The sequence below is a fragment of the Mycetocola sp. Y791 genome (genome assembly GCF_059445325.1).
Map to the genome: position 1 here is coordinate 217,944 of NZ_JCAIUC010000001.1, position 19,550 is coordinate 237,493.

A 19,550-nucleotide genomic window follows, 5' to 3' on the forward strand; every position below is an offset into this window, starting at 1 on the left:
GCGTGAGGGTTACTGGCCCTGCTCCTTGTAACGAGCCTCGGTGGCGTCCTTCTGCGGCGCCCACCATGCCTCGTTGTCGCGGTACCACTCGATGGTGTCGCGAAGACCGGCCTCGAAGTCGGAGAACTGCGGAGCCCAGCCGAGCTCGGTGCGCAGACGGGTCGAGTCGATTGCGTAGCGAAGGTCGTGGCCGGCACGGTCGACGACGTGGTCGTACGCGTCAGCGGGCTGGCCGAGCTGGGTGAGGATGAGTTCGACGACCTCTTTGTTGTTCTTCTCGCCGTCGGCGCCGATGAGGTAGGTCTCACCGATCTCACCCTTGTCGAGGATCGTGAGCACCGCGGACGAGTGGTCGTTGGCGTGGATCCAGTCGCGCACGTTTTCGCCGGAGCCGTAGAGCTTGGGGCGCTCGCCGCGGAGCACGTTGGTGATCTGGCGCGGGATGAACTTCTCGACGTGCTGGTACGGCCCGTAGTTATTGGAGCAGTTCGAGATCGTCGCCTTCACGCCGAACGAGCGGACCCAGGCGCGAACGAGCAGGTCGCTGCCCGCCTTGGTCGACGAGTACGGGCTGGACGGGTTGTACGGGGTGCTCTCGGTGAACCGGTTCGGGTCATCGAGTTCGAGGTCGCCGTAGACCTCGTCAGTCGAGATGTGGTGAAAACGCTTGTCGTGCTTCCGGGCGGCCTCGAGCAGCGTGTATGTCCCGATGATGTTGGTGTCGAGGAACGGCCGCGGGTCGTTGAGTGAGTTGTCGTTGTGGCTCTCTGCCGCGTAGTGCACGACCGCGTCGGTGTCTGCCACGAGCGAGTCGACAAGGGCTGCATCCTGGATGTCACCCTTCACGAAGGTGAAGCGATCCTCGGGCAGTCCCGCGAGCGAAGCAAGGTTCCCGGCGTAGGTGAGCTTGTCGAGCACCGTCACCGTGTGATCGGTGTTCGCGAGAACATAGTGGACGAAATTCGAGCCGATGAATCCGGCGCCGCCGGTTACGAGAAGTCTGGACACCCGGCCAGTTTACCCAGACGGATGCTGTGAGGCGCTTTTCGAAGACTCTCAGACTGCGATGGCACGATATTTATCAGCGCGCAAGCCCCGCCGCAAATTTCGGCAGACGGCATCCGCTCTCTTACCCTTGCAGACGCAAGCGACCCACGAGCCGACAGTGGCTATCGCATTCATCGAGAAAGACGCTCATGACCTCTATTACACCGGCGGGTCAGGCGGACACCGCCCCCGCGTCAAAACTCAAGCGGAGCATCACAGGTCCTCTTCTCTTCCTGTTCGTCCTTGGCGATGTGCTCGGCGCAGGGATTTACGCTCTCATGGGTGTGCTGTCGGCCGAGGTCGGCGGGGCGCTGTGGGCACCGCTCATTCTCGCTCTGCTGCTCGCTCTGCTCACCGCCGGCTCGTACGCGGAACTGGTCACCAAGTACCCGAAGGCCGGCGGCGCCGCGGTGTTCGCCGAGCGGGCGTTCAAGAAGCCGATCATCTCGTTCCTCGTCGGTTTCAGCATGCTGGCAGCCGGCGTGGTCAGCGCCGCAGGACTGTCACTCGCCTTCGCCGGAGAATACCTCGGCACCTTCCTCGACGTGCCGCCGATTCCCGCAGCCATTGTTTTCCTCGCGCTCGTCGGATGCCTCAACGCGCGCGGCATCCGTGAGTCGATGGGAAGCAACTTCGTCATGACGATCATCGAGTTGAGCGGTCTCGTCATCGTCGTCGTTGTGGTCGCCATCATGCTCGCGAACGGCGGTGGCGACGTGTCGCGCATCGGTGAGTTCCCCGCTGGCTCGGTGCCAGCGGTCGCGACCCTGAGCGCCGCGATCATCGCCTACTACTCGTTCGTCGGGTTCGAAACGAGCGCCAACGTCGCCGAGGAGATCAAGAACCCGAGCAAGGTCTACCCGCTCGCGCTGTTCGGGTCGCTCGCCACAGCCGGCGTCGTGTACATCCTCGTCGGACTCGCCAGCTCGATCGCGCTGCCGGCGAGCGAACTCGCTGACTCGTCCGGCCCGCTGCTCGCGGTTGTCGCTGCAAGCGGTGTCGGAATCCCCGAGTGGATCTTCAGCCTCATCGCCCTCGTCGCCGTCGCCAACGGTGCGCTGCTCACGATGATCATGTCGAGCCGCCTCACCTACGGCATGGCGGAACACGGACTTCTGCCGAGCGTCCTCGGCAAGGTACTGCCGAAGCGAAAGACACCGTGGGCCGCGATCGTGGCGACGACCCTGGTTGCGATGGCGCTCACCCTCGTCGGTGACGTGTCGACCCTCGCCGAGACGGTCGTTCTGCTGCTGCTCTTCGTGTTCATCTCCACGAACGTCGCGGTTCTCGTGCTCCGCCGCGACAAGGTCGAGCACAAGCACTTCAAGGTCTGGACCTTCGTGCCCGTCCTCGGCGTTCTCTCCTGCGTCCTCCTGCTCACCCAGCAGAGCGGTCAGGTGTGGCTGTTTGGGCTGCTGCTTCTCGCTGCCGGCGTCGTGCTGCACTTCGTCGCGGGCGCTGTGCGAAAGAAGCGCGCGAACCAGTAGCCGACGGAATCCTCCGCCGGGGCATCCGCTGGGCGTTGGATCACTCGAAGGTGACACTTTTTGTGGGTGATGCTCGCGCTCACCCACAAAAAGTGTCACTTTCATGCCCGGATGCCGGATGCCGGATGCCGGATGCCGGATGCCGGATGCCGGATGCCGGATGCCGGGTGCCGGATGCCGGCGGGTCTAGCTGAGCGCCAGCCGTAACCCTTCGAGCAGCGGCGTGGTCGGTCGTCCGATCAGGCGAGACAGGTCGCCTGACGTGTCCGCGAGGTCGCCGTTTCGGATGTCTCCGTCGAGGCGGACGATGAAACCGATGGTTCCCTCATCGAGACCCGCAGCCCGGAGGGCGGCGGCGTGCTCCTCCGGCGTTACCGGGGTGAAGGTGATTGCTCGTCCGGCCAGTTCACTGAAGGCCGCGGCGAGCTGGTTGCCGTCCCAGGCGACATCACCCGAGAGTTCGTAGACGGCACCGTCGTGCCCGTTCCCGAGGAGCACGACCGCTGCAGCCTCCGCGAAATCGGTTCGCGATGCGCTCGCCACGCGGCCTTCGCCTGTGCTCGCGAGGTAGGTGCCTGACGCTGTCGCCTGCGAGAAGGCGCCGACATAGTTCTCGGTGTACCAGTTGTTGCGGAGGAAGGTGAAGGGGATGCCGCTGGCACGGATCATCTCCTCGGTTGCCTTGTGCTCGGGGGCGAGCACGAGAGTGGAGGTGTCGGCGTGCGGCGCGCTCGTATAGACGATGCGCGATATCCCGGCGCGAACCGCGGCATCGACGACGTTCCTGTGCTGTTCGACCCGTCGCCCGGCTTCGCTGCCGGAAACGAACATCAGAGTGTCGGCTCCGGCGAAAGCGGCATCGAGAGTCGCGGGCTTCGAGTAGTCGACGACGGCAGTTCTGACGCCGAGAGCTGACCCCAGCTCGGCGAGTTTCTCCTCGGAACGACCGGTGCCGGTGATCTCGCCTGGCTGCGCGCCGGGCTCACGCAGGTGTTCAATGATGAGCCGGCCGAGCTGGCCCGTTGCTCCTGTGACGACGATCGACATGTCTCCCTTTCACGGCACGGCTGGTTCGTGCTCTCTCGCAGGGGGAACCGTCGGTGAGGCGATCTGCTTCCCGATTGACGGCATCCGTTGTCGAATCGATCCGGTCTGGAGTCCCGCCTAGATTCCCGCTGTACCGAGCAGGCTACCGACAGCGAACGTCGCGCCGAGGGCGAGTGCGCCACCAACGACCACTCGGATCGTCGGGCGAAGCGGTGGGCTGCCGCCCAGCTTCGCCCCCAGCGCCCCCGTGAGCGCGAGGGCGATCAGCACCGAGACGAATGTCACGGGGATGCGCCATTCGACGGGCGGCAGGAGAATCGCGAGCATCGGCAGGATCGCCCCGACGGTGAAGGCGACGGCCGACGCGAACGCGGCGTGCCAGGGGTTGGCGATATCGGCCTCGCGGATTCCGAGTTCGACCGAGAGATGCGCGGCGAGAGCGTCATGCTCCGTGAGTTCGGTGGCGACCTGGCGCGCCGTGCTTTCCTGCAGGCCGCGCTGCTGGAGCATTCCCGTCAGTTCCTCGAGCTCCTCGTCCGGCATGTCACGCAACTCGGTGCGCTCCTTCGCGACGAGAGCGCGCTCGCTGTCCCGCTGGCTCGACACCGAGACGTACTCGCCGAGAGCCATCGAGATGGCGCCTCCGATGAGCCCGGCGGCGCCCGCCGAGAGGATCGGCAGGTAGGCGGTCGTCGCACCGGCGACGCCGACGACAAGCGCCGCGGTGGAGACGATGCCGTCGTTGGCGCCGAGAACGCCGGCGCGCAGCCAATTGAGTCGACTCGCGAGGCCGTTGCTCGAGTGGGGCTCGTTCGCGTGCGAACCGGGCCCGGCGGGGTTGTCCAGCGCGCTCATGGAGGCAGTTGAGCACGGCCAGGGTCTCGGTGCGAGGGTCCAAAGGCAGGGATGCAGAAGGGGCGGATCGCGATCGCGATCCGCCCCTTCACGAGCAACTACGGTGTGCGGAGCCAGACCGTCGTGTCGCCCGGGAGTGTTTCGCCGTCGAACGCACCGCTGGAGAGGATCAGCTCAGCTCCCGCGAGCGACGCCGGCAGCGCGACATCGGTTGTGCTGGTGTTTGCCACCACGGTAACCGTGCCGTTGGTGAACGCGATCACGTCGTCGCCGAGGCCATCGATCCACTCGAGGGTGCCGAGGCCGAGTGACTGCTCCCGACGGACGCGCAGCGCCTCGCGGTACAGCTCGAGCGTCGAACCCTCAACACCAGCCTGGGCGTCACGGGCGTACGGTGCCCAGTCGGCCGGCTGCGGCAGCCAGGCGTCGCCGGTGGAGTTGAAGCCATATGCCGGAGCGTCCGCTTCCCACGGAATCGGCACACGGCATCCGTCACGGCCGTACCGCTCGCCGTTCGTACGGAACCAGGTCGGGTCCTGGCGGGCGTCATCCGGCAGGTCGATGACCTCGGGCAGGCCGAGTTCCTCGCCCTGGTAGATGTACGCGCCACCGGGAAGCGCGAGCATGAGCGCCGTTGCCGCTCGGGCGCGCTGGAGGCCGATCTCGCGAACGGGCTGGCCGGGGCTCTTCGGGCCGATGCCGTGGCCCTGCGGGTTCTCGGCGGTCAGCGCGAGCCGTGATGCGTGGCGAACCACGTCGTGGTTGGAGAGGACCCAGGTGCTCGGTGCGCCGACGGTGCTGAACGCCTCGAGCGATTCGTCGATGACAGCGCGCAGGGCGGATGCCTCCCACGGGGTCTCGAGGTACGGGAAGTTGAATGCCTGCTGCATTTCGTCGGGGCGCACCCACTTGGCCATCTTTGCCAGCGGTTCGACCCACGCCTCGGCGCACAGCACCCGGTCGCCCTCGTACTCCTCGAGGACCTGGTGCCAGTCGCGGTAGATGTCGTGGACACCTTCCTGGCCCCAGTACGGAGCGCCGCCGTCGATGTCATCGAAGTCGTCGATACCCGGCTCGAGTCCGAGCGGGGTGGTACCGCCCATGCTGCCGCCCTCGGCCGGCGGGGTGTAGTCGGGCAGGCCGTCGGCCTTGATCATGCCGTGGGCAACGTCGACGCGGAATCCATCGACGCCGCGGTCCAGCCAGAAGCGCAGGACATCGCGGAACATGGTGCGGACGTCTTCGTTGTTCCAGTCGAAGTCAGGCTGGCTCGAGTCGAAGAGGTGCAGGTACCACTGCCCGGCAGTGCCGTCGGGGTTCGTGGTTCGGGTCCACGCCGGTCCGCCGAACACGCTCTGCCAGTTGTTCGGGGGAAGCTCGCCGTTCTCGCCCTTGCCGTCACGGAACATGTAGTGCGCGCGTTCTGGCGAACCGGGGCCTGCGGCGAGTGCAGCCTGGAACCACTCGTGTGCGTCGGAGGAGTGGTTGGGGACCAGGTCGACAATGACGCGGATGCCGTTCTCGTGCGCCTTCGCGGTCATCGCGTCGAAGTCGTCGAGGGTTCCAAAGAGCGGGTCGACATCGCAGTAGTTCGCGACGTCGTAGCCGGCGTCCTTCTGCGGGCTCGTCATGAAGGGTGAGAGCCAGATGGCGTCGATGCCGAGGTCAGACAGCGAACCGAGTCGAGAGGTGATTCCAGGCAGGTCGCCGATGCCGTCGCCGTTCGCGTCGGCGAAGGAACGAGGGTAGATCTGGTAGATGACGGCGGAGCGCCACCACTCGGGGCTGGTGGGGGTATTCATGCGGCTACTCTATGGCATCCGTCTCACGCTCTGTAAGCGCTTACGGGACGGCTGAGGTGACAAATGGGTAACTGTCCCCGAAAGGGGCGCGCCGTTGCTTGTGTTTTACACATCGACCGGGTATATCTGGAAACGCTTACAGCACTTGTCGGCACCGAGAGAATGGCCTTTCGCGCTCATGGCGTCCCGAACCGGAACACTGGATCGGCTTCGTCGGCGGCCATGACGGGCAACGAGGCCTCGTTCACACACGTAATCATGAAAGGCACACCAATGAGGGTGAAAAACTCTTCGTTCCTGAAGGCGGGCGCGTTGGCGGCAGTTGCCGCACTGTCGCTCGCGGGCTGCTCTGCCGGCGGAAGCGACAAGGCAGAGGGCGATTCAGAATCGACACTGACCGTTTGGGTCGACGCGGACCGCGCGCCGGTGCTCAAGGAAGCGGCCGAAGACTTCACCGAGGAATCGGGCGTCAAGGTGAAGCTGGTCCAGAAGGACTTCACCAAGATCCAGGACGAGTTCATCGCCCAGGTCCCGTCGGGCAAGGGCCCTGACATCACCATCGGCGCCCACGACTGGCTCGGCAACTTCGTCACCAACGGTGTCGTTCAGCCGATCGAGCTCGGCGACAAGGCCGCCGAGTTCGAAGACGTCGCGATCCAGGCGACGAGCTACGAGGGCAAGACCTACGGCCTGCCGTATGCGATCGAGAACCTCGCGCTCCTGCGCAACACGGCACTCGCACCCAACGCACCGACGTCATACGACGACATGGTCGCAACGGGCAAGGCAGCCGGAACCGAGTTCCCCTTCATCGTGCAGGTCGGACCTGAGAGCGACCCGTACCACCTGTACCCGTTCCAGACCTCGTTCGGTGCTCCTGTCTTCGGCACCAACCCCGACGGCAGCTACAACGCGGAGGACCTGCAGATCGGTACCGGCACCGCCTTCGCGACCTGGCTCGCGGAGCAGGGCGCGGCTGGCAACCTGAGCACCTCGCTCACGAGCGACATCGCGCAGGAGAAGTTCAACGCCGGTGCGAGCCCGTACTTCCTCACCGGTCCGTGGAACGTCGGCGGCGCTCAGGAAGCCGGCATCGACGTTGCCGTTGACCCGATCCCGTCCGCAGGCGGACAGCCCGCACAGCCCTTCGTCGGCGTGCAGGCCTTCTTCGTCTCTGCGAAGAGCAAGAACACCCTCGCGGCCAACGAGTTCCTCACGAACTTCATCGCCACCGAAGACGTTCAGACCGCTCTCTTCGAAAAGGGCCAGCGTCCGCCGGCCCTCACCGCCTCGTTCGAGGCTGCGGCAAGCGACCCCATCGTCGCCGCATTCGGTGCGGTGGGCGTCAACGGCGTCCCCCAGCCGACCATCCCGCAGATGGGTAAGGTCTGGCAGTTCTGGGGTGTCACCCAGGCAGCCATCATCAACGGCGAAGGTGACCCCACCGAGCTGTGGACCAAGATGACCGCAGACATCCAGGCTGCGATCGCAGAATAACGAAGTCAGGATGCCGGGAGGCGGGCGATAGCTCGCCACCCGGCATCCTTTCTCCGTCACGCACACATCAACTGAGGCGACCATGCAGACGAGCACCGAGAAATCCCCCGAGACCACACCGCAGGTCGCCGAGTCGAAGCGGCAGAAGCGCGCCGCTCGCATCGCTGAACACGCGTCTGGGTCGATAACGGCTCTCCTCATCAAGATCGGCATGCTCGCCGTCGTTGACGCCATTGCCGTCTATGGCCTCTTCGTGCTCTTCCTCCGGCAGGACTGGGTGATCTTCGCGATCGTCCTGCTGGTCACCGTGGCGATCAACGTCATCTACTTCAAGCGTGGACTGCTGCCGCTGAAGTACCTGGCCCCCGGCCTCGTCTTCCTCCTGATCTTCCAGATCTTCGTCATCGGCTACACCGCGTACATCTCCTTCACCAATTACGGCACCGGCCACAACAGCACCAAAGCGGATGCCGTCAGCTCGCTGATCCAGTCGGCCCAGTACCGTGTGCCGGACTCTCCGACCTACGGCCTCACCGTCGTTGAGCAGCTGGGCGCGTTCAGCTTCCTGGTGACTGACCCCGACGGTGACGTGCTGATCGGAAACACCGAGACCCCGCTGACCGAGGTGTCCGACGCCGAGATGTCCGGCGACAAGGCCGTGAGCCTGCCGGGCTACACCAGCCTCAACTTCACCGACATCGTCACCAACCAGGACGCGATCGCGGCCATGACCGTGCAGATCTCGGACGACCCCAACGACGGGGCTCTCCGAACCCCCGACGGATCGAGCGCGTACCTCTACCTCTCCACGCTTGCCTACGACGAGGCCGCTGACACCATGACGAACACCGAGACCGGTGTCGTCTACTCCGACACCGGCAACGGCGCGTTCACCTCGGAGGACGGCGAAGAACTGCTGCCAGGCTGGAGCGTCGTGATCGGGGCGGAGAACTACCTCACGGCCTTCACCGACCAGAGCATCCGCGGACCGCTCATCGCCGTCACGACGTGGACCTTCCTCTTTGCAATACTCAGCGTCGCGACGACGTTCATGCTCGGCCTGTTCCTCGCTGTCGTCTTCAACGACATGAGGATGCGGGGCAGGAAGTTCTACCGCGTGCTGATGATCCTGCCGTACGCGTTCCCCGGCTTCCTCGGCGCCCTCGTCTGGGCTGGAATGCTCAACAAGGACTTCGGGTTCGTCAACCTCGCGCTCCTCGGCGGGGCAGAGATCCCCTGGCTGACCAACGAGTGGCTGGCGAAGTTCAGCATCCTGTTCGTCAACCTCTGGCTCGGCTTCCCGTACATGTTCCTCGTCTGCACCGGGGCACTCCAGTCAATCCCCGACGAACTGCAGGAAGCGGCGAAGATGGACGGCGCGAACCCGTGGCAGGTGTTCCGCCGCATCAAGTTCCCCCTGCTGCTCGTCTCGGTTGCCCCGTTGCTGATTTCATCGTTCGCGTTCAACTTCAACAACTTCAATCTGATCTATATGCTCACCAACGGCGGTCCGCGAGACGCGTCGGCGAGCATCAACGTCGGCGGGTCCGACATCCTCATCTCGATGGTTTACAAGGTCGCGTTCGTCGGGGCCAACCGTGACTACGGGCTCGCGAGCGCATTCTCGATCATCATCTTCGTGATCGTGGCGATCATCGCCATCGTGAGCTTTCGGCAGACAAAGGCACTGGAGGACTTGAACTAATGTCTCTCACCATTCCAACGGTCGCCGCTACCGGCACCCCGACCGAGCCACGCTCGATCCCCACGAAGCGGCCGTTCAAGTTCAGCCGCTGGTTCGCAGCAACCGGATGGCGGCACCTCGTCGGCATCGTGATGGTCGTCTTCTCGGTCTTCCCGCTGTTGTACGTCCTGAGCGCGTCGTTCAACCCGAACGGCACACTGTTGCAGTCGAACGGTCTTTTCTCCGCGTTCGGCCTCGACAACTACGTCGACCTGTTCAACACTCCGGAGCAGCCGTACGCCGCGTGGTTCGTGAACACTCTCGTCATCGGCCTGACCACGGCGGTCGGAACCGTCTTCCTCGGCGCGCTCGCCGCATACTGCTTCAGCCGGATGCGATTCGTCGGCCGCCGGTTCGGACTGATGTCGCTGCTGATCGTGCAGATCTTCCCGCAGCTGCTCGCGGTGGTCGCGATCTTCCTCCTGCTCACGACGCTCGGCGATATCTTCCCGATCCTCGGCCTGGACAACCAGATCGCCCTGATCCTCGTGTACCTCGGCGGAGCGCTCGGCGTGAACACGTACCTGATGTACGGGTTCTTCAACACGGTCCCGTCGTCGCTCGACGAAGCGGCCAAGCTTGACGGTGCCGGTCACGCACGGATCTTCTTCACCATCATCCTGCGCCTCGTCGCACCGATCCTCGCGGTGGTCGGGCTGCTGAGCTTCATCGCAACCACGAGCGACTTCGTCATCGCGAGCGTTGTGCTGGTGAGTCCCGAGCGGCAGACACTCGCCGTCGGCCTCTACCAGTTCGTGTCGCAGGAGTTCTCCAGCAACTGGGGCGTCTTCGCCGCCGGTGCAGTGCTCGCGGCGATCCCGGTGATGGCGCTGTTCCTGTACCTGCAGAAGTACATTGTCTCCGGCCTCACCGCCGGCGCCGTCAAGTAATGGAACCGCACCACGACGGGTCCCCGCTCTACGTCTCCAACCAGTCGCCGGCGCTCGGCGAGTGGGTGCAGGTCCGGCTCCGCGTGCCGCACGCCCTCGGCGAGCCGCTCGCGGTCCGGGTGCGTTCGAACCCGGATCGCGAGCCGCGCTTCTCTGAAGCCACCCTGCTGAGCACAGTGGCCGGCTGGGACTGGTGGCAGGCGGAGATTCTCATCGAGAACCCGGTGCACGGCTACCGGTGGGTCGTGCGGACGGGCGACGGGCGAGACCACTGGATCAACGCCCGCGGCGTCTTCGACACCGAGACGCTCGACAGCGAGGATTTCAAGCTCACGAGCCACCCCGCTCCTCCCCGGTGGGCATCAGGCACCGTGCTGTACCAGATCCTCCCCGACCGGTTTGCGCGGAGTGCGGCAGCCAGCCAGCGGGAAGCTCCGGACTGGGCGATCCCCGCCGAGTGGGACGACGAGGTTCTGCTCGAGCAGCCCGCTCGCTCGCAGCAGTTTTTCGGGGGCGACCTCGACGGCATCACCCTGCACCTTGACCACCTCGAGAAGCTCGGCGTCAGCGCCCTGTACCTCACCCCGATCTTCGCGGGCCGATCCAATCACCGCTACGACGCGTCCAACTTCGACGCCGTCGATCCGCTGCTCGGCGGCGATGAGGCGCTCGTGCGGCTCGTCGAGGCCGCGCACGCTCGCGGACTCCGCGTCCTCGGTGACCTCACCAGCAACCATTCCGGCGACGCCCACGACTGGTTCGTCGCTGCCCACCGGCATCCGGAAGCCATCGAGAGCGACTTCTATCACTGGCTCGATGACGAGCAGGAGACGTACGCGTCGTGGCTGGGCGTGCCGAGCCTGCCGAAGCTCAACTGGAACTCGCCCGAACTGCGCCGCCGGTTCATCGAGGGCGATGACTCGATCGTCGCCAAGTGGCTGAAGCCCCCGTTCGCGCTCGACGGCTGGCGCATCGACGTGGCCAACATGACCGGCCGTTTGGCGGACCAGGACCTCAACGCCGATGTGCGCCGCACCATCCGCCGCACGATGATCGACGTGAATCCAGACACCCTGCTCGTCGCTGAGTCGACCAATGACGCATCGGTCGATTTCCAGGGCGACGGCTGGCACGGTGCGATGACCTACGCCAACTTCACCCGGCCGCTCTGGGGCTGGCTCAGCGAACCGGGCACCCCGGCGGGCGGCGGCCTCGGGATGAACATGTCGACCATGCCGACGTACACCGGGCAGCAGTTCTATCGCGCGCACCGGCAGTTCTCCGCGGGTTTCCCGTGGCAGACCAGGCTCGCCACCATGAACGCGCTCGACACCCACGACACCCCGCGGTTCGCGACGCACGCACTGCCCGGGGTGATCCCCGTCGCGCTCGGCATGTCGATGACGCTGCCGGGCATCCCGGTCGTCTTCGCCGGCGACGAGTTCGGGCTCACCGGTATCGACGGCGAACACTCGCGGACACCGATGCCGTGGGAGCGCGCCGACGAAGCCGGCGAGCGGATCGACCTGTACGCGACGCTCATCGGCCTGCGCCGTGCGCACTCGTCGCTCAACGGCGGCGGTATGCGGTGGCTGCACGTCGGTGACGATGTGCTCGTCTACGCCCGCGAAGACGAGTTCGAGACGATCCTCGTGGTTGCGGCGCGCGCGGACTTCGATCTGCACCTGCGCGCGGATGCCGTCGGCGGCGTGCCATCAGCCACCCGCCTGTTCGGTTCGGCGGCGCTGTCCACCGACGAGGATGGCATCCGCCTGTCGGGCGACGGGCCGGCTTTCGCCGTGTGGCAGTTGGCGGGCGTCGCGCTGTAGCGCCGGCTGCCTCGAGCGCGCCGTAGCCGGGCTTCCTCACCACCGCTACACATCCATGCCCACGCTGCAGATACTTCTGCAGCGCGAGCATGGATGTGCAGCGCTCGGAGGGGACGTGCTCGCGGTGCAACCCGGCGAGGGGACGTGCTCGCGGGGAAGCGCTCGGAGCGACGTGCTCGCCGCGCAACTCGCGGACGGGCCTACTCGCCCGGCTTGGCCTTCGGGGCTTTCGGCTCCTTGGGGGCTTTGGGCGCCTTGGGCCCCTTCTCGTTGTTGCCGTTCCCGTTCCCGTTCCCGTTGCCGTTCCCGTTCCCGGGCCCGTTTGGTTCCGACTCGTCCGGCTCGGACTCATCGGGCTCGGACTCATCGGGTTCGTCTTCGTTTTCCTCGTCGGGGACCGGCGTCGTGGGACTCACGGGCGTGACGGTCGTTGTCGGCTGCGGCTGCGGCTGCGGCTCCGGTTCGACGGGCGCCGGGGCCTGTGCTGCCAGTGCGGCGTCGACATCGGCGAGCACTGCGGCGAGTGCCGCGTCGATGCGCTTGTGCCGAGCGAATGAGACGGAGCCGTCGGCGGCTGCCTCCTCGAGTTCGGTGTCGAACGTCGTGAGCGTGTCACGCGCGAGCTGCAGTTCACCGTCGGCCACCGCCTGCGTGACCGTGAGCACTGTCGCCTGGAAGCGCGTCGCCGCGTCGGTGTCCAGGTCCGGCGCGCTCGACTGGCACCCCGTCAGCGTGGCGACGCCCAGAACGGACGCGAGCATGAGCGGCGCCACACGGGAGGGGGGACCGGCAATGAAACGGGCGCTCATGGTGTCACGCTCTTCTGCAGCTCGTCGAGGTGCTCGCCGATCTCGCCCGGCACCGCCGGGTAGTCGACGGGCGCAGGTTCTGTGGTGCCGCTCAGGGAGACCCCCAGGGCGACGGCGGTCGCGATGACGACGGCTGCTGCCGCTGCCGCGAGGGTTGCCGTCAACCTGATGCGCCGGCGTGGCCGTGCGGGCACCGACGCCGCCGTCACGGCATCCGTTACCGACTCTCGCGACGTGCCGGGTGTGCCGGGTGTGAGGAGTGCGGTCCGCGCCGTGCTGGCCTCCGACGTGGCACCCAACAGCGCGGTGGGGGAGCCGGTGTCGACCACGGTCAACGCGGTAGGGGAGCCAGTGTCGACCACGGTCAGCGCGGTGGGGGAGCCGGTGTCGACCACGGTCAGCGCGGTAGGGGAGCCGGTGTCGACCACGGTCGCCGCGGTGGGGGAGCCGGTGTCGACCACGGCCATCGCGGCGGTCGCCTCGTCGGGGTCTGCGGCCGACCGGTAAGCGCCGAGCCGCCGGATGCCGCGAAGCGCCAGCGCGACCTCGTGCGCGGTCGGCCGGTTCGCGGGCAGCCGCGCAGTCATGGCGGTGAGCGTCTCGGCGAGCAGCGGGTCAAGGTCACCCGGCAGCTCGGGGTCACGCGTCAGCGGAGCGAGCGCCGCGTGCTGCCCCGACCCGGAGAATGCGCGCCGGCCGGTCGCGCACTCGAGGAGGACCAGGCCTAGGGAGTACACGTCGCTCGCCGGTCCGACGTCGTCTCCGCGGGCCTGTTCGGGACTGAGATACCCCGCGGAGCCGACCGTGAAGTGCGTCGCCGTGATGCGGGTGCCATCCACCAGGCGGGCGATGCCGAAGTCACTGAGCTTCGGGTGCGGGCGCGTGTCGTTGCCCGCCGTGTGGGCGAGCAGGATGTTCGCGGGTTTCACGTCGCGGTGCACGACGCCCCTGTCGTGGATGTAATTCAGGGCATCGGCGAGGTCGGCACCGATGTGCCGGGTGTCGTCGGCGCTGAGCGCCCCGTGGGCGAGCCCCTCGCGGAGGTCTGACCCGCGGATGAGTTCCATCACGAGGTAGGAGCGGGGGTGCAGCGGGTCGGTCTCATCGGTTCCGGCGTCGAGCAGCGTCACGAGCCCGGGGTGGGTCAGGCTCGCGAGCAATGACATCTCGCCCTGCTGCCGGCGGAAGTCGCCCGGCGACGCGGATGCCGGCGAAAAAAGTTTGACGGCGACGTCGCGCTGCAGCGACTCGTCGTGGGCACGGTACACCGAGGCCATGCCGCCTGCGCCGATGAGCGCGAGCAGGCGGTACCGTCCCGACAGAGTCAGGTCGATGGGCGGTGCGTGTGAGATCTCGGTCATGGGTCCTTCCCTCCTGCCATGCTACGGTTCCAGCACAAGCGCCCGGTATGGTTCGAAGCACCCCGCGATGGATGCTAGTCTCTACTGGTGCCATTTCGTATGGCCACGCTCCGGTAGCTCAGTGGTAGAGCACTTCCTTGGTAAGGAAGAGGTCGTCGGTTCAAACCCGACTCGGGGCTCGTTACTTTCTCGGTAAGCCCGGGCGAAGTTTCGCGGCAGGGTAGCTCAGTTGGTGAGAGCGCACGACTCATAATCGTGAGGTCGCGGGTTCGAATCCCGCTCCTGCTACGGGGAAAGGCCCCTCAAGGCCTCTTCCCACTGAACCCCAAGGTCTCGCCACCTTGGGGTTTCTCCGTTTCCGGGGCCCCTGTTTCCGTCATCCCGGCCGTCGCACCATGCATGCAAAGGCGACGGAGTGCAACCCCGGTAAACGTTCAGCCCGCGGCAACGTAAAATCGATGGGTACTCGGCGTCGCCGAGGTCGAGAGGGAGTCTTTTTTGGCCGGCAATGCAACGACCACACATCGCAACGTCTCGTTGCTGTCTGTTTCGTCCACACTCGCCTCTCGCGTCACAACGTCGGAGGAGATCGACGCCCGCCTGAAACCCGTGCTCAAGCGGCTGCGTTTGCCGCAGCGCCTGCTGCAGCGCGTCGCCGGCGTTCACGAGCGCCGCAACTGGGAAGAAGGCGTCACCTTCGATACCGCCGCGGTCGATGCAGGCAATCGCGCCATGGCATCCGCCGGTATCACTCCCGACAAAGTCGGCCTTCTCATCAACACCTCGGTGACCCGCAAGCACCTCGAACCGTCTGTCGCGGTCAAGATGCACCACGGGCTCGGCCTGCCGTCGTCGGCGATCAACTTCGACATCGCCAACGCGTGCCTCGGCTTCGTGAACGGGATGACCCTGGCGTCGCAGCTCATCGACGCCGGTCAGATCGAATACGCGGTGATCATCGACGGCGAGGATGCCGACGAGATCCAGCACAACACCATCGAGCGGCTTCACCGCCCGGACATCAGCCGCACAGACTTCATGAGCGAGTTCGCGAGCCTCACCCTCGGGTCAGGCGCTGCAGCCGCTGTTCTCGGTCGCGCTGATGACAACCCGAACGGGCACCGCATCCTCGGCGGCGTCACTCGTGCGGCCACCCAGTTCAACGAACTCTGCGTCGGCAGCGTCGACGGCATGTTCACCGACGCGAAGGCGCTGCTCAAGGGCGGCATGCAGCTCGTCACTTCGGCGTGGAAAGAAGCCCGCACCGACTGGAGCTGGGCCTCGATGGACCGCTACATCATGCACCAGGTGTCCGACGTGCACACCAACGCCATCATCAAGGCGATCGGCATCGATCGCACTCGGGTGCCACTGACCTACCCGACCCTCGGCAACGTCGGCCCCGCGTCCATCCCCATCACGCTCGCCTCGCAGGCGGACAGCCTCAAGAGCGGCGACCGCGTGCTGCTCATGGGCGTTGGTTCCGGCCTCAACACGGCGATGATGGAACTCGCCTGGTGAGTCCCCGGCTGCCGCGTGCGGCTGAGCTGCGCTCGCCCGCGACCCTTCCCCCGCTCGGCCTCGACGGGCTCGATCCCGCCTTCTCCCGGATCGTGACGACGACGGATGCCGCGGCATCCGTTGGTCACGACTGGCACGTTCTCGACAACGCCGGCCGCCTCGCCGAACTTGGCGTCACGCCGGTCGGCACCATTCTCTGCGTTCACGGTAACCCGACCTGGTCGTACCTGTGGCGCCGTCTCGTGTCACAGGCGACGGATGCCGCCGCCAACGGCGGCGAGGCGTGGCGCGTTATCGCCGTCGACCAGCTGGACATGGGCTTCTCCGAACGCACGGGTGAGCGTCGACCGCTCTCGCAGCGTGTTCGGGACCTCGGTGCGCTCACCGACGCGCTCGAGCTCGACGGACCGGTGTTCACCCTCGGACACGACTGGGGCGGTGTCGTGTCGCTCGGCTGGGCCGTCGATCACCCCGACCTGCTCGCCGGTGTGATGCTGCTCAACACGGCCGTGCACCAGCCAGAAACCGACCAGATTCCTGCGCCGCTCCGGCTCGCGCTGCAGCCGGCGCTGCTCGGCAACGCCACGGTGGCGACGCCCGCGTTCCTCGAGACGACCCTGGCCCTCGCCAACCCGGCGCTGCCGAAAGCCGTCAAGGACGGCTACCGCGCGCCATACAGCGACGCGACCCGGCGCGGCGGCATCGGCGGTTTCGTCGCCGACATCCCCGTCGACGCCGGCCACGAGAGCTTCGCCGAACTCACCCGGATCTCCTCGGGGGTCGCCCAGCTCACCGTTCCTGCGCTCATGCTGTGGGGTCCGCGAGACCCGATCTTCAGCGACAAGTACCTCGACGACCTCATCGACCGGCTGCCGCACGCCGATGTGCACCGGTTCGAAGGTGCCGGTCACCTCGTCGCGGAAGACGTGGACTACGCCGGTGCCGTCCTGACCTGGCTGGCCGACGGCATCCGCTCTGCCGGTGCCGATTCTGTCGCCGCAACGGATGCCGCTGCCGACGACGAGCGCCAGCCGCTCTGGCACTACCTCGACGAATTGAGTGACAGCGACGACACGGTCGTGGTCGACATGGTGCCGCCGACGGGCGATGAGCCGCGCGTCGTCAGCTGGAAGTTGCTGTCGCGCCGGGTGCGCCAGATTGCCTCTGGACTCAGCGCGATCGGTGTGACCAAGGGCGACCGGGTGTCGCTGCTGATCCCGCCGAGCGCCGACCTCGTCGCCGTTCTCTACGCGTGCCTGCGGATTGGCGCGATCGTCGTCGTCGCTGACGCTGGCCTCGGTCTCAAGGGACTGACCCGAGCCGTTCGCGGCGCGTGCCCCGACCACATCATCGGTGCGGCGACCGGTCTTGCTGCGGCGCGCGCGCTCGGCTGGCCCGGCCAGAAGATCTCGACGGCGACCTACCCGGCGCCGGTTCGCCGCGCGCTCGACGTGTCGTACTCGCTCTCCGACCTGATCTCGCTCGGTTCGGACGAGATCATGCCAGAGCCTCCCGCACCGACCGACACCGCTGCCGTGCTGTTCACCTCAGGCTCGACCGGGCCGGCGAAGGGCGTCGTCTACACCCACGCCCAGCTGTCCGCGGTGCGTGACGCGCTCGCCGCTCAGTACGGCGTCGGCGTTGGGACAGGGCTCGTCGCCGGCTTTGCGCCGTTCGCGCTGCTCGGCCCGGCGCTCGGCGCCCGGTCGGTCACGCCCGACATGGACGTGACCTCGCCGAAGACCCTCACCGCGACCGCCGTCGCCGCAGCGGTCGCCGCCGTTGACGCCACGGTCGTGTTCCTGTCACCGGCCGCGGTCGCGAATGTCGTCGCCACCGCCGGCGAGCTGACGGACGCCGACCGCGAGGCGCTCGCCGGGGTCGAACGGTTCCTCTCCGCCGGTGCGCCCGTTTCCGAACCCCTGCTCGCCGCGATCTCGGCGCTCATGCCGAACGCGACAGCGCATACCCCGTACGGCATGACTGAGGGGCTGCTGATGACCGACATCACGCTCGACGGCATCCGTGAGGCTGCAGCCGAAGCCGGTGCTGGTGGCGTGTGCGTCGGCAGGCCAACGGGCGTCACGCGCGTGCGCATCGCGCCGCTCGACGAGACCGGTCGCTCCACCGAAGACCTCACCGACGAGCCGAACGTCACCGGCGAGATCATCGTCTCTGCGCCGCACGTTGAAGACCACTACGACCGGCTCTGGCTGACCCACCGGGCCAGCCGCCGCGGGGGAGTGCCGGGCGAACGCTGGCACCGTACCGGCGACGTCGGCCACCTCGACACCGCTGGCCGGCTCTGGGTCGAGGGCCGGATGCCTCACGTCATCGCAACGGCGGACGGCGTGCTGACCCCCGTCGGACCCGAGCAGGCCATCGAGCGGCTGCACGAGGTCGCGCGCGCCGGTGTCGTCGGTGTCGGCCCTGACGGCAATCGCCAGGTCGTCGCCGTCGTTGAGACCGTGCCGCCGGCTCGGAATGTGTCCCTCGCGACGCCTGCGCTTGCCGATGCCATCCGCGGCATGGTCGACGTTCCGATTGCGGCTGCCCTCGTCGTTCCGCGGCTGCCAACCGACATCCGTCACAATTCCAAGATCAACCGTTCGGCCCTGTCCGACTGGGCCGGCGGCATCCTCGCCGGCGGACGGATGACGAACCCGTGAGAGTCCTCGTCACCGGTGCGAGCGGGTTGCTCGGGCGTGCAGTTGCCGCCGAGATCCGCTCGGCCGGTCACGAGGTGACGACCTTTCAGCGGCGCCCATCCGGCGTCGATGGCGTTACCGATGTGCTCGGTTCGGTCACCGAAACGGATGCTGTCGCTCGCGCGGTTGCGGACCAGGACGCGATAGTCCACCTGGCCGCGAAGGTGTCGCTCGCCGGTGACCCGGCCGATTTCGACCGCATCAACGTCGGCGGGACACGCAACCTGCTGGCCGCGGCATCCGCCTCGGGTATCGGGAAGTTCGTGTTCGTGTCGTCGCCGTCCGTTGCTCACGCCGGGACGTCGATCGTCGGGGATGACGCGCTGCCCGCCGACCCGACGCACGCTCGCGGCGACTATGCGCGGACCAAGGCGGAGGCCGAGTTGCTCGCTCTTGCCGCTGACTCGCCGGAGCTTCGGGTCGTTGCCGTTCGGCCGCACCTCGTCTGGGGTCCGGGTGACACGCAACTCGTCGCGCGGGTGGTGGAACGTGCGCGGTCCGGACGGCTGCCGCTGCTCGATGCTGGAGCCGCGCTCATCGACACGATCTACATCGATAACGCGGCGTCGGGTATCGCTGCCGCGCTGGAGCGGGTGGATGCCGTTCACGGCAACTCATACGTGCTCACCAATGGGGAGCCGCGGCCGGTAGCTGAGCTGCTCGCCGGAATCTGTGGCGCGGCCGGAGTCGCGGCACCGCGCTGGAGTGTGCCCGCCGGCCTGGCCCGTGGTGCCGGGTCGCTTATCGAGCGGGCCTGGCGCGTGAAGCCCGGCGTTGACGAGCCGCCGATGACGCGGTTCCTGGCCGAGCAACTGTCGACGGCGCACTGGTTCGACCAGCGCCGCACGCGCGCCGACCTCGAGTGGACGCCCGCGGTGTCGCTCGACGAGGGCTTCCGTCGCCTGGCGGAGTCGTACCGCAGCCCCTGACGCGACCCGCGCACGACCCGCCCG

14 protein-coding genes and 2 tRNA genes are annotated in these 19,550 nt (G+C 66.9%); 10 read left to right on the forward strand and 6 right to left on the reverse strand.

The window, feature by feature from the left end; genetic code table 11:
* Positions 1–9: 9 nt before the first annotated feature.
* The gene (gene rfbB / locus AC1C2N_RS01165) at positions 10–1,008 is read right to left on the reverse strand and encodes a dTDP-glucose 4,6-dehydratase (protein ID WP_495432538.1); all 999 of its coding nucleotides are present in this window, start codon (positions 1,006–1,008) and stop codon (positions 10–12) included.
* A 188-nt stretch (positions 1,009–1,196) separates the two neighbouring features.
* Between rfbB and AC1C2N_RS01170 the strand changes: the two genes are divergently transcribed.
* Positions 1,197–2,534: an APC family permease gene (locus AC1C2N_RS01170; protein WP_483405206.1), complete on the forward strand. Its 1,338-nt coding sequence runs from the start codon at positions 1,197–1,199 to the stop codon at positions 2,532–2,534.
* Positions 2,535–2,720: 186 nt separating this feature from the next.
* Here the strand turns inward: AC1C2N_RS01170 and AC1C2N_RS01175 are convergent, their stop codons facing one another.
* From AC1C2N_RS01175 to AC1C2N_RS01185, 3 genes are all read right to left on the reverse strand, one after another.
* Positions 2,721–3,581: an SDR family oxidoreductase gene (locus tag AC1C2N_RS01175; RefSeq protein WP_495432540.1), complete on the reverse strand. Its 861-nt coding sequence runs from the start codon at positions 3,579–3,581 to the stop codon at positions 2,721–2,723.
* 117 nt (positions 3,582–3,698) lie between these two features.
* Positions 3,699–4,436 (reverse strand): VIT1/CCC1 transporter family protein, encoded by a 738-nt coding sequence (locus AC1C2N_RS01180; protein ID WP_483405208.1) that lies wholly within the window; start codon positions 4,434–4,436, stop codon positions 3,699–3,701.
* Between the two features lie 98 nt (positions 4,437–4,534).
* Positions 4,535–6,238: a glycoside hydrolase family 13 protein gene (locus tag AC1C2N_RS01185; RefSeq protein WP_495432541.1), complete on the reverse strand. Its 1,704-nt coding sequence runs from the start codon at positions 6,236–6,238 to the stop codon at positions 4,535–4,537.
* Positions 6,239–6,511: 273 nt separating this feature from the next.
* Between AC1C2N_RS01185 and AC1C2N_RS01190 the strand changes: the two genes are divergently transcribed.
* From AC1C2N_RS01190 to AC1C2N_RS01205, 4 genes are all read left to right on the forward strand, one after another.
* Positions 6,512–7,735, forward strand: coding sequence for a sugar ABC transporter substrate-binding protein (locus AC1C2N_RS01190; protein ID WP_495433066.1), 1,224 nt, complete (start codon positions 6,512–6,514; stop codon positions 7,733–7,735).
* A gap of 82 nt (positions 7,736–7,817) precedes the next feature.
* Positions 7,818–9,440: an ABC transporter permease subunit gene (locus AC1C2N_RS01195; RefSeq protein ID WP_483405210.1), complete on the forward strand. Its 1,623-nt coding sequence runs from the start codon at positions 7,818–7,820 to the stop codon at positions 9,438–9,440.
* Positions 9,440–10,369 (forward strand): sugar ABC transporter permease, encoded by a 930-nt coding sequence (locus tag AC1C2N_RS01200; RefSeq protein WP_495432542.1) that lies wholly within the window; start codon positions 9,440–9,442, stop codon positions 10,367–10,369. Before AC1C2N_RS01195 ends, AC1C2N_RS01200 begins: the two co-directional genes overlap by 1 nt.
* On the forward strand, positions 10,369–12,198 hold the full coding sequence (locus AC1C2N_RS01205) for a glycoside hydrolase family 13 protein (RefSeq protein ID WP_495432543.1): 1,830 nt from the start codon (positions 10,369–10,371) through the stop codon (positions 12,196–12,198). Before AC1C2N_RS01200 ends, AC1C2N_RS01205 begins: the two co-directional genes overlap by 1 nt.
* Before the next feature lie 200 nt (positions 12,199–12,398).
* Here AC1C2N_RS01205 and AC1C2N_RS01210 read toward each other — a convergent pair whose 3' ends face one another.
* Both AC1C2N_RS01210 and AC1C2N_RS01215 read right to left on the reverse strand, forming a co-directional pair.
* Positions 12,399–13,007 carry a hypothetical protein gene (locus tag AC1C2N_RS01210; protein ID WP_495432544.1) on the reverse strand — a complete coding sequence of 203 codons (609 nt, stop codon included), beginning with the start codon at positions 13,005–13,007 and terminating at the stop codon, positions 12,399–12,401.
* Positions 13,004–14,368 carry a serine/threonine-protein kinase gene (locus AC1C2N_RS01215; protein ID WP_495432545.1) on the reverse strand — a complete coding sequence of 455 codons (1,365 nt, stop codon included), beginning with the start codon at positions 14,366–14,368 and terminating at the stop codon, positions 13,004–13,006. Before AC1C2N_RS01215 ends, AC1C2N_RS01210 begins: the two co-directional genes overlap by 4 nt.
* A 107-nt stretch (positions 14,369–14,475) precedes the next feature.
* Between AC1C2N_RS01215 and AC1C2N_RS01220 the strand changes: the two genes are divergently transcribed.
* From AC1C2N_RS01220 to AC1C2N_RS01240, 5 genes are all read left to right on the forward strand, one after another.
* Positions 14,476–14,547: transfer RNA gene (locus AC1C2N_RS01220), tRNA-Thr, on the forward strand.
* A gap of 35 nt (positions 14,548–14,582) precedes the next feature.
* Positions 14,583–14,656: transfer RNA gene (locus AC1C2N_RS01225), tRNA-Met, on the forward strand.
* Between the two features lie 210 nt (positions 14,657–14,866).
* Positions 14,867–15,889, forward strand: a complete 1,023-nt coding sequence (locus AC1C2N_RS01230) for a 3-oxoacyl-ACP synthase III (RefSeq protein WP_483405216.1) — start codon at positions 14,867–14,869, stop codon at positions 15,887–15,889.
* Complete coding sequence (locus AC1C2N_RS01235; RefSeq protein ID WP_495432546.1) at positions 15,886–18,558, forward strand: alpha/beta fold hydrolase; 2,673 nt, start codon at positions 15,886–15,888, stop codon at positions 18,556–18,558. The genes AC1C2N_RS01230 and AC1C2N_RS01235 overlap by 4 nt, the downstream gene beginning before the upstream one ends.
* The gene (locus AC1C2N_RS01240; protein WP_495432547.1) at positions 18,555–19,526 is read left to right on the forward strand and encodes an NAD-dependent epimerase/dehydratase family protein; all 972 of its coding nucleotides are present in this window, start codon (positions 18,555–18,557) and stop codon (positions 19,524–19,526) included. Before AC1C2N_RS01235 ends, AC1C2N_RS01240 begins: the two co-directional genes overlap by 4 nt.
* Positions 19,527–19,550: the final 24 nt, after the last annotated feature.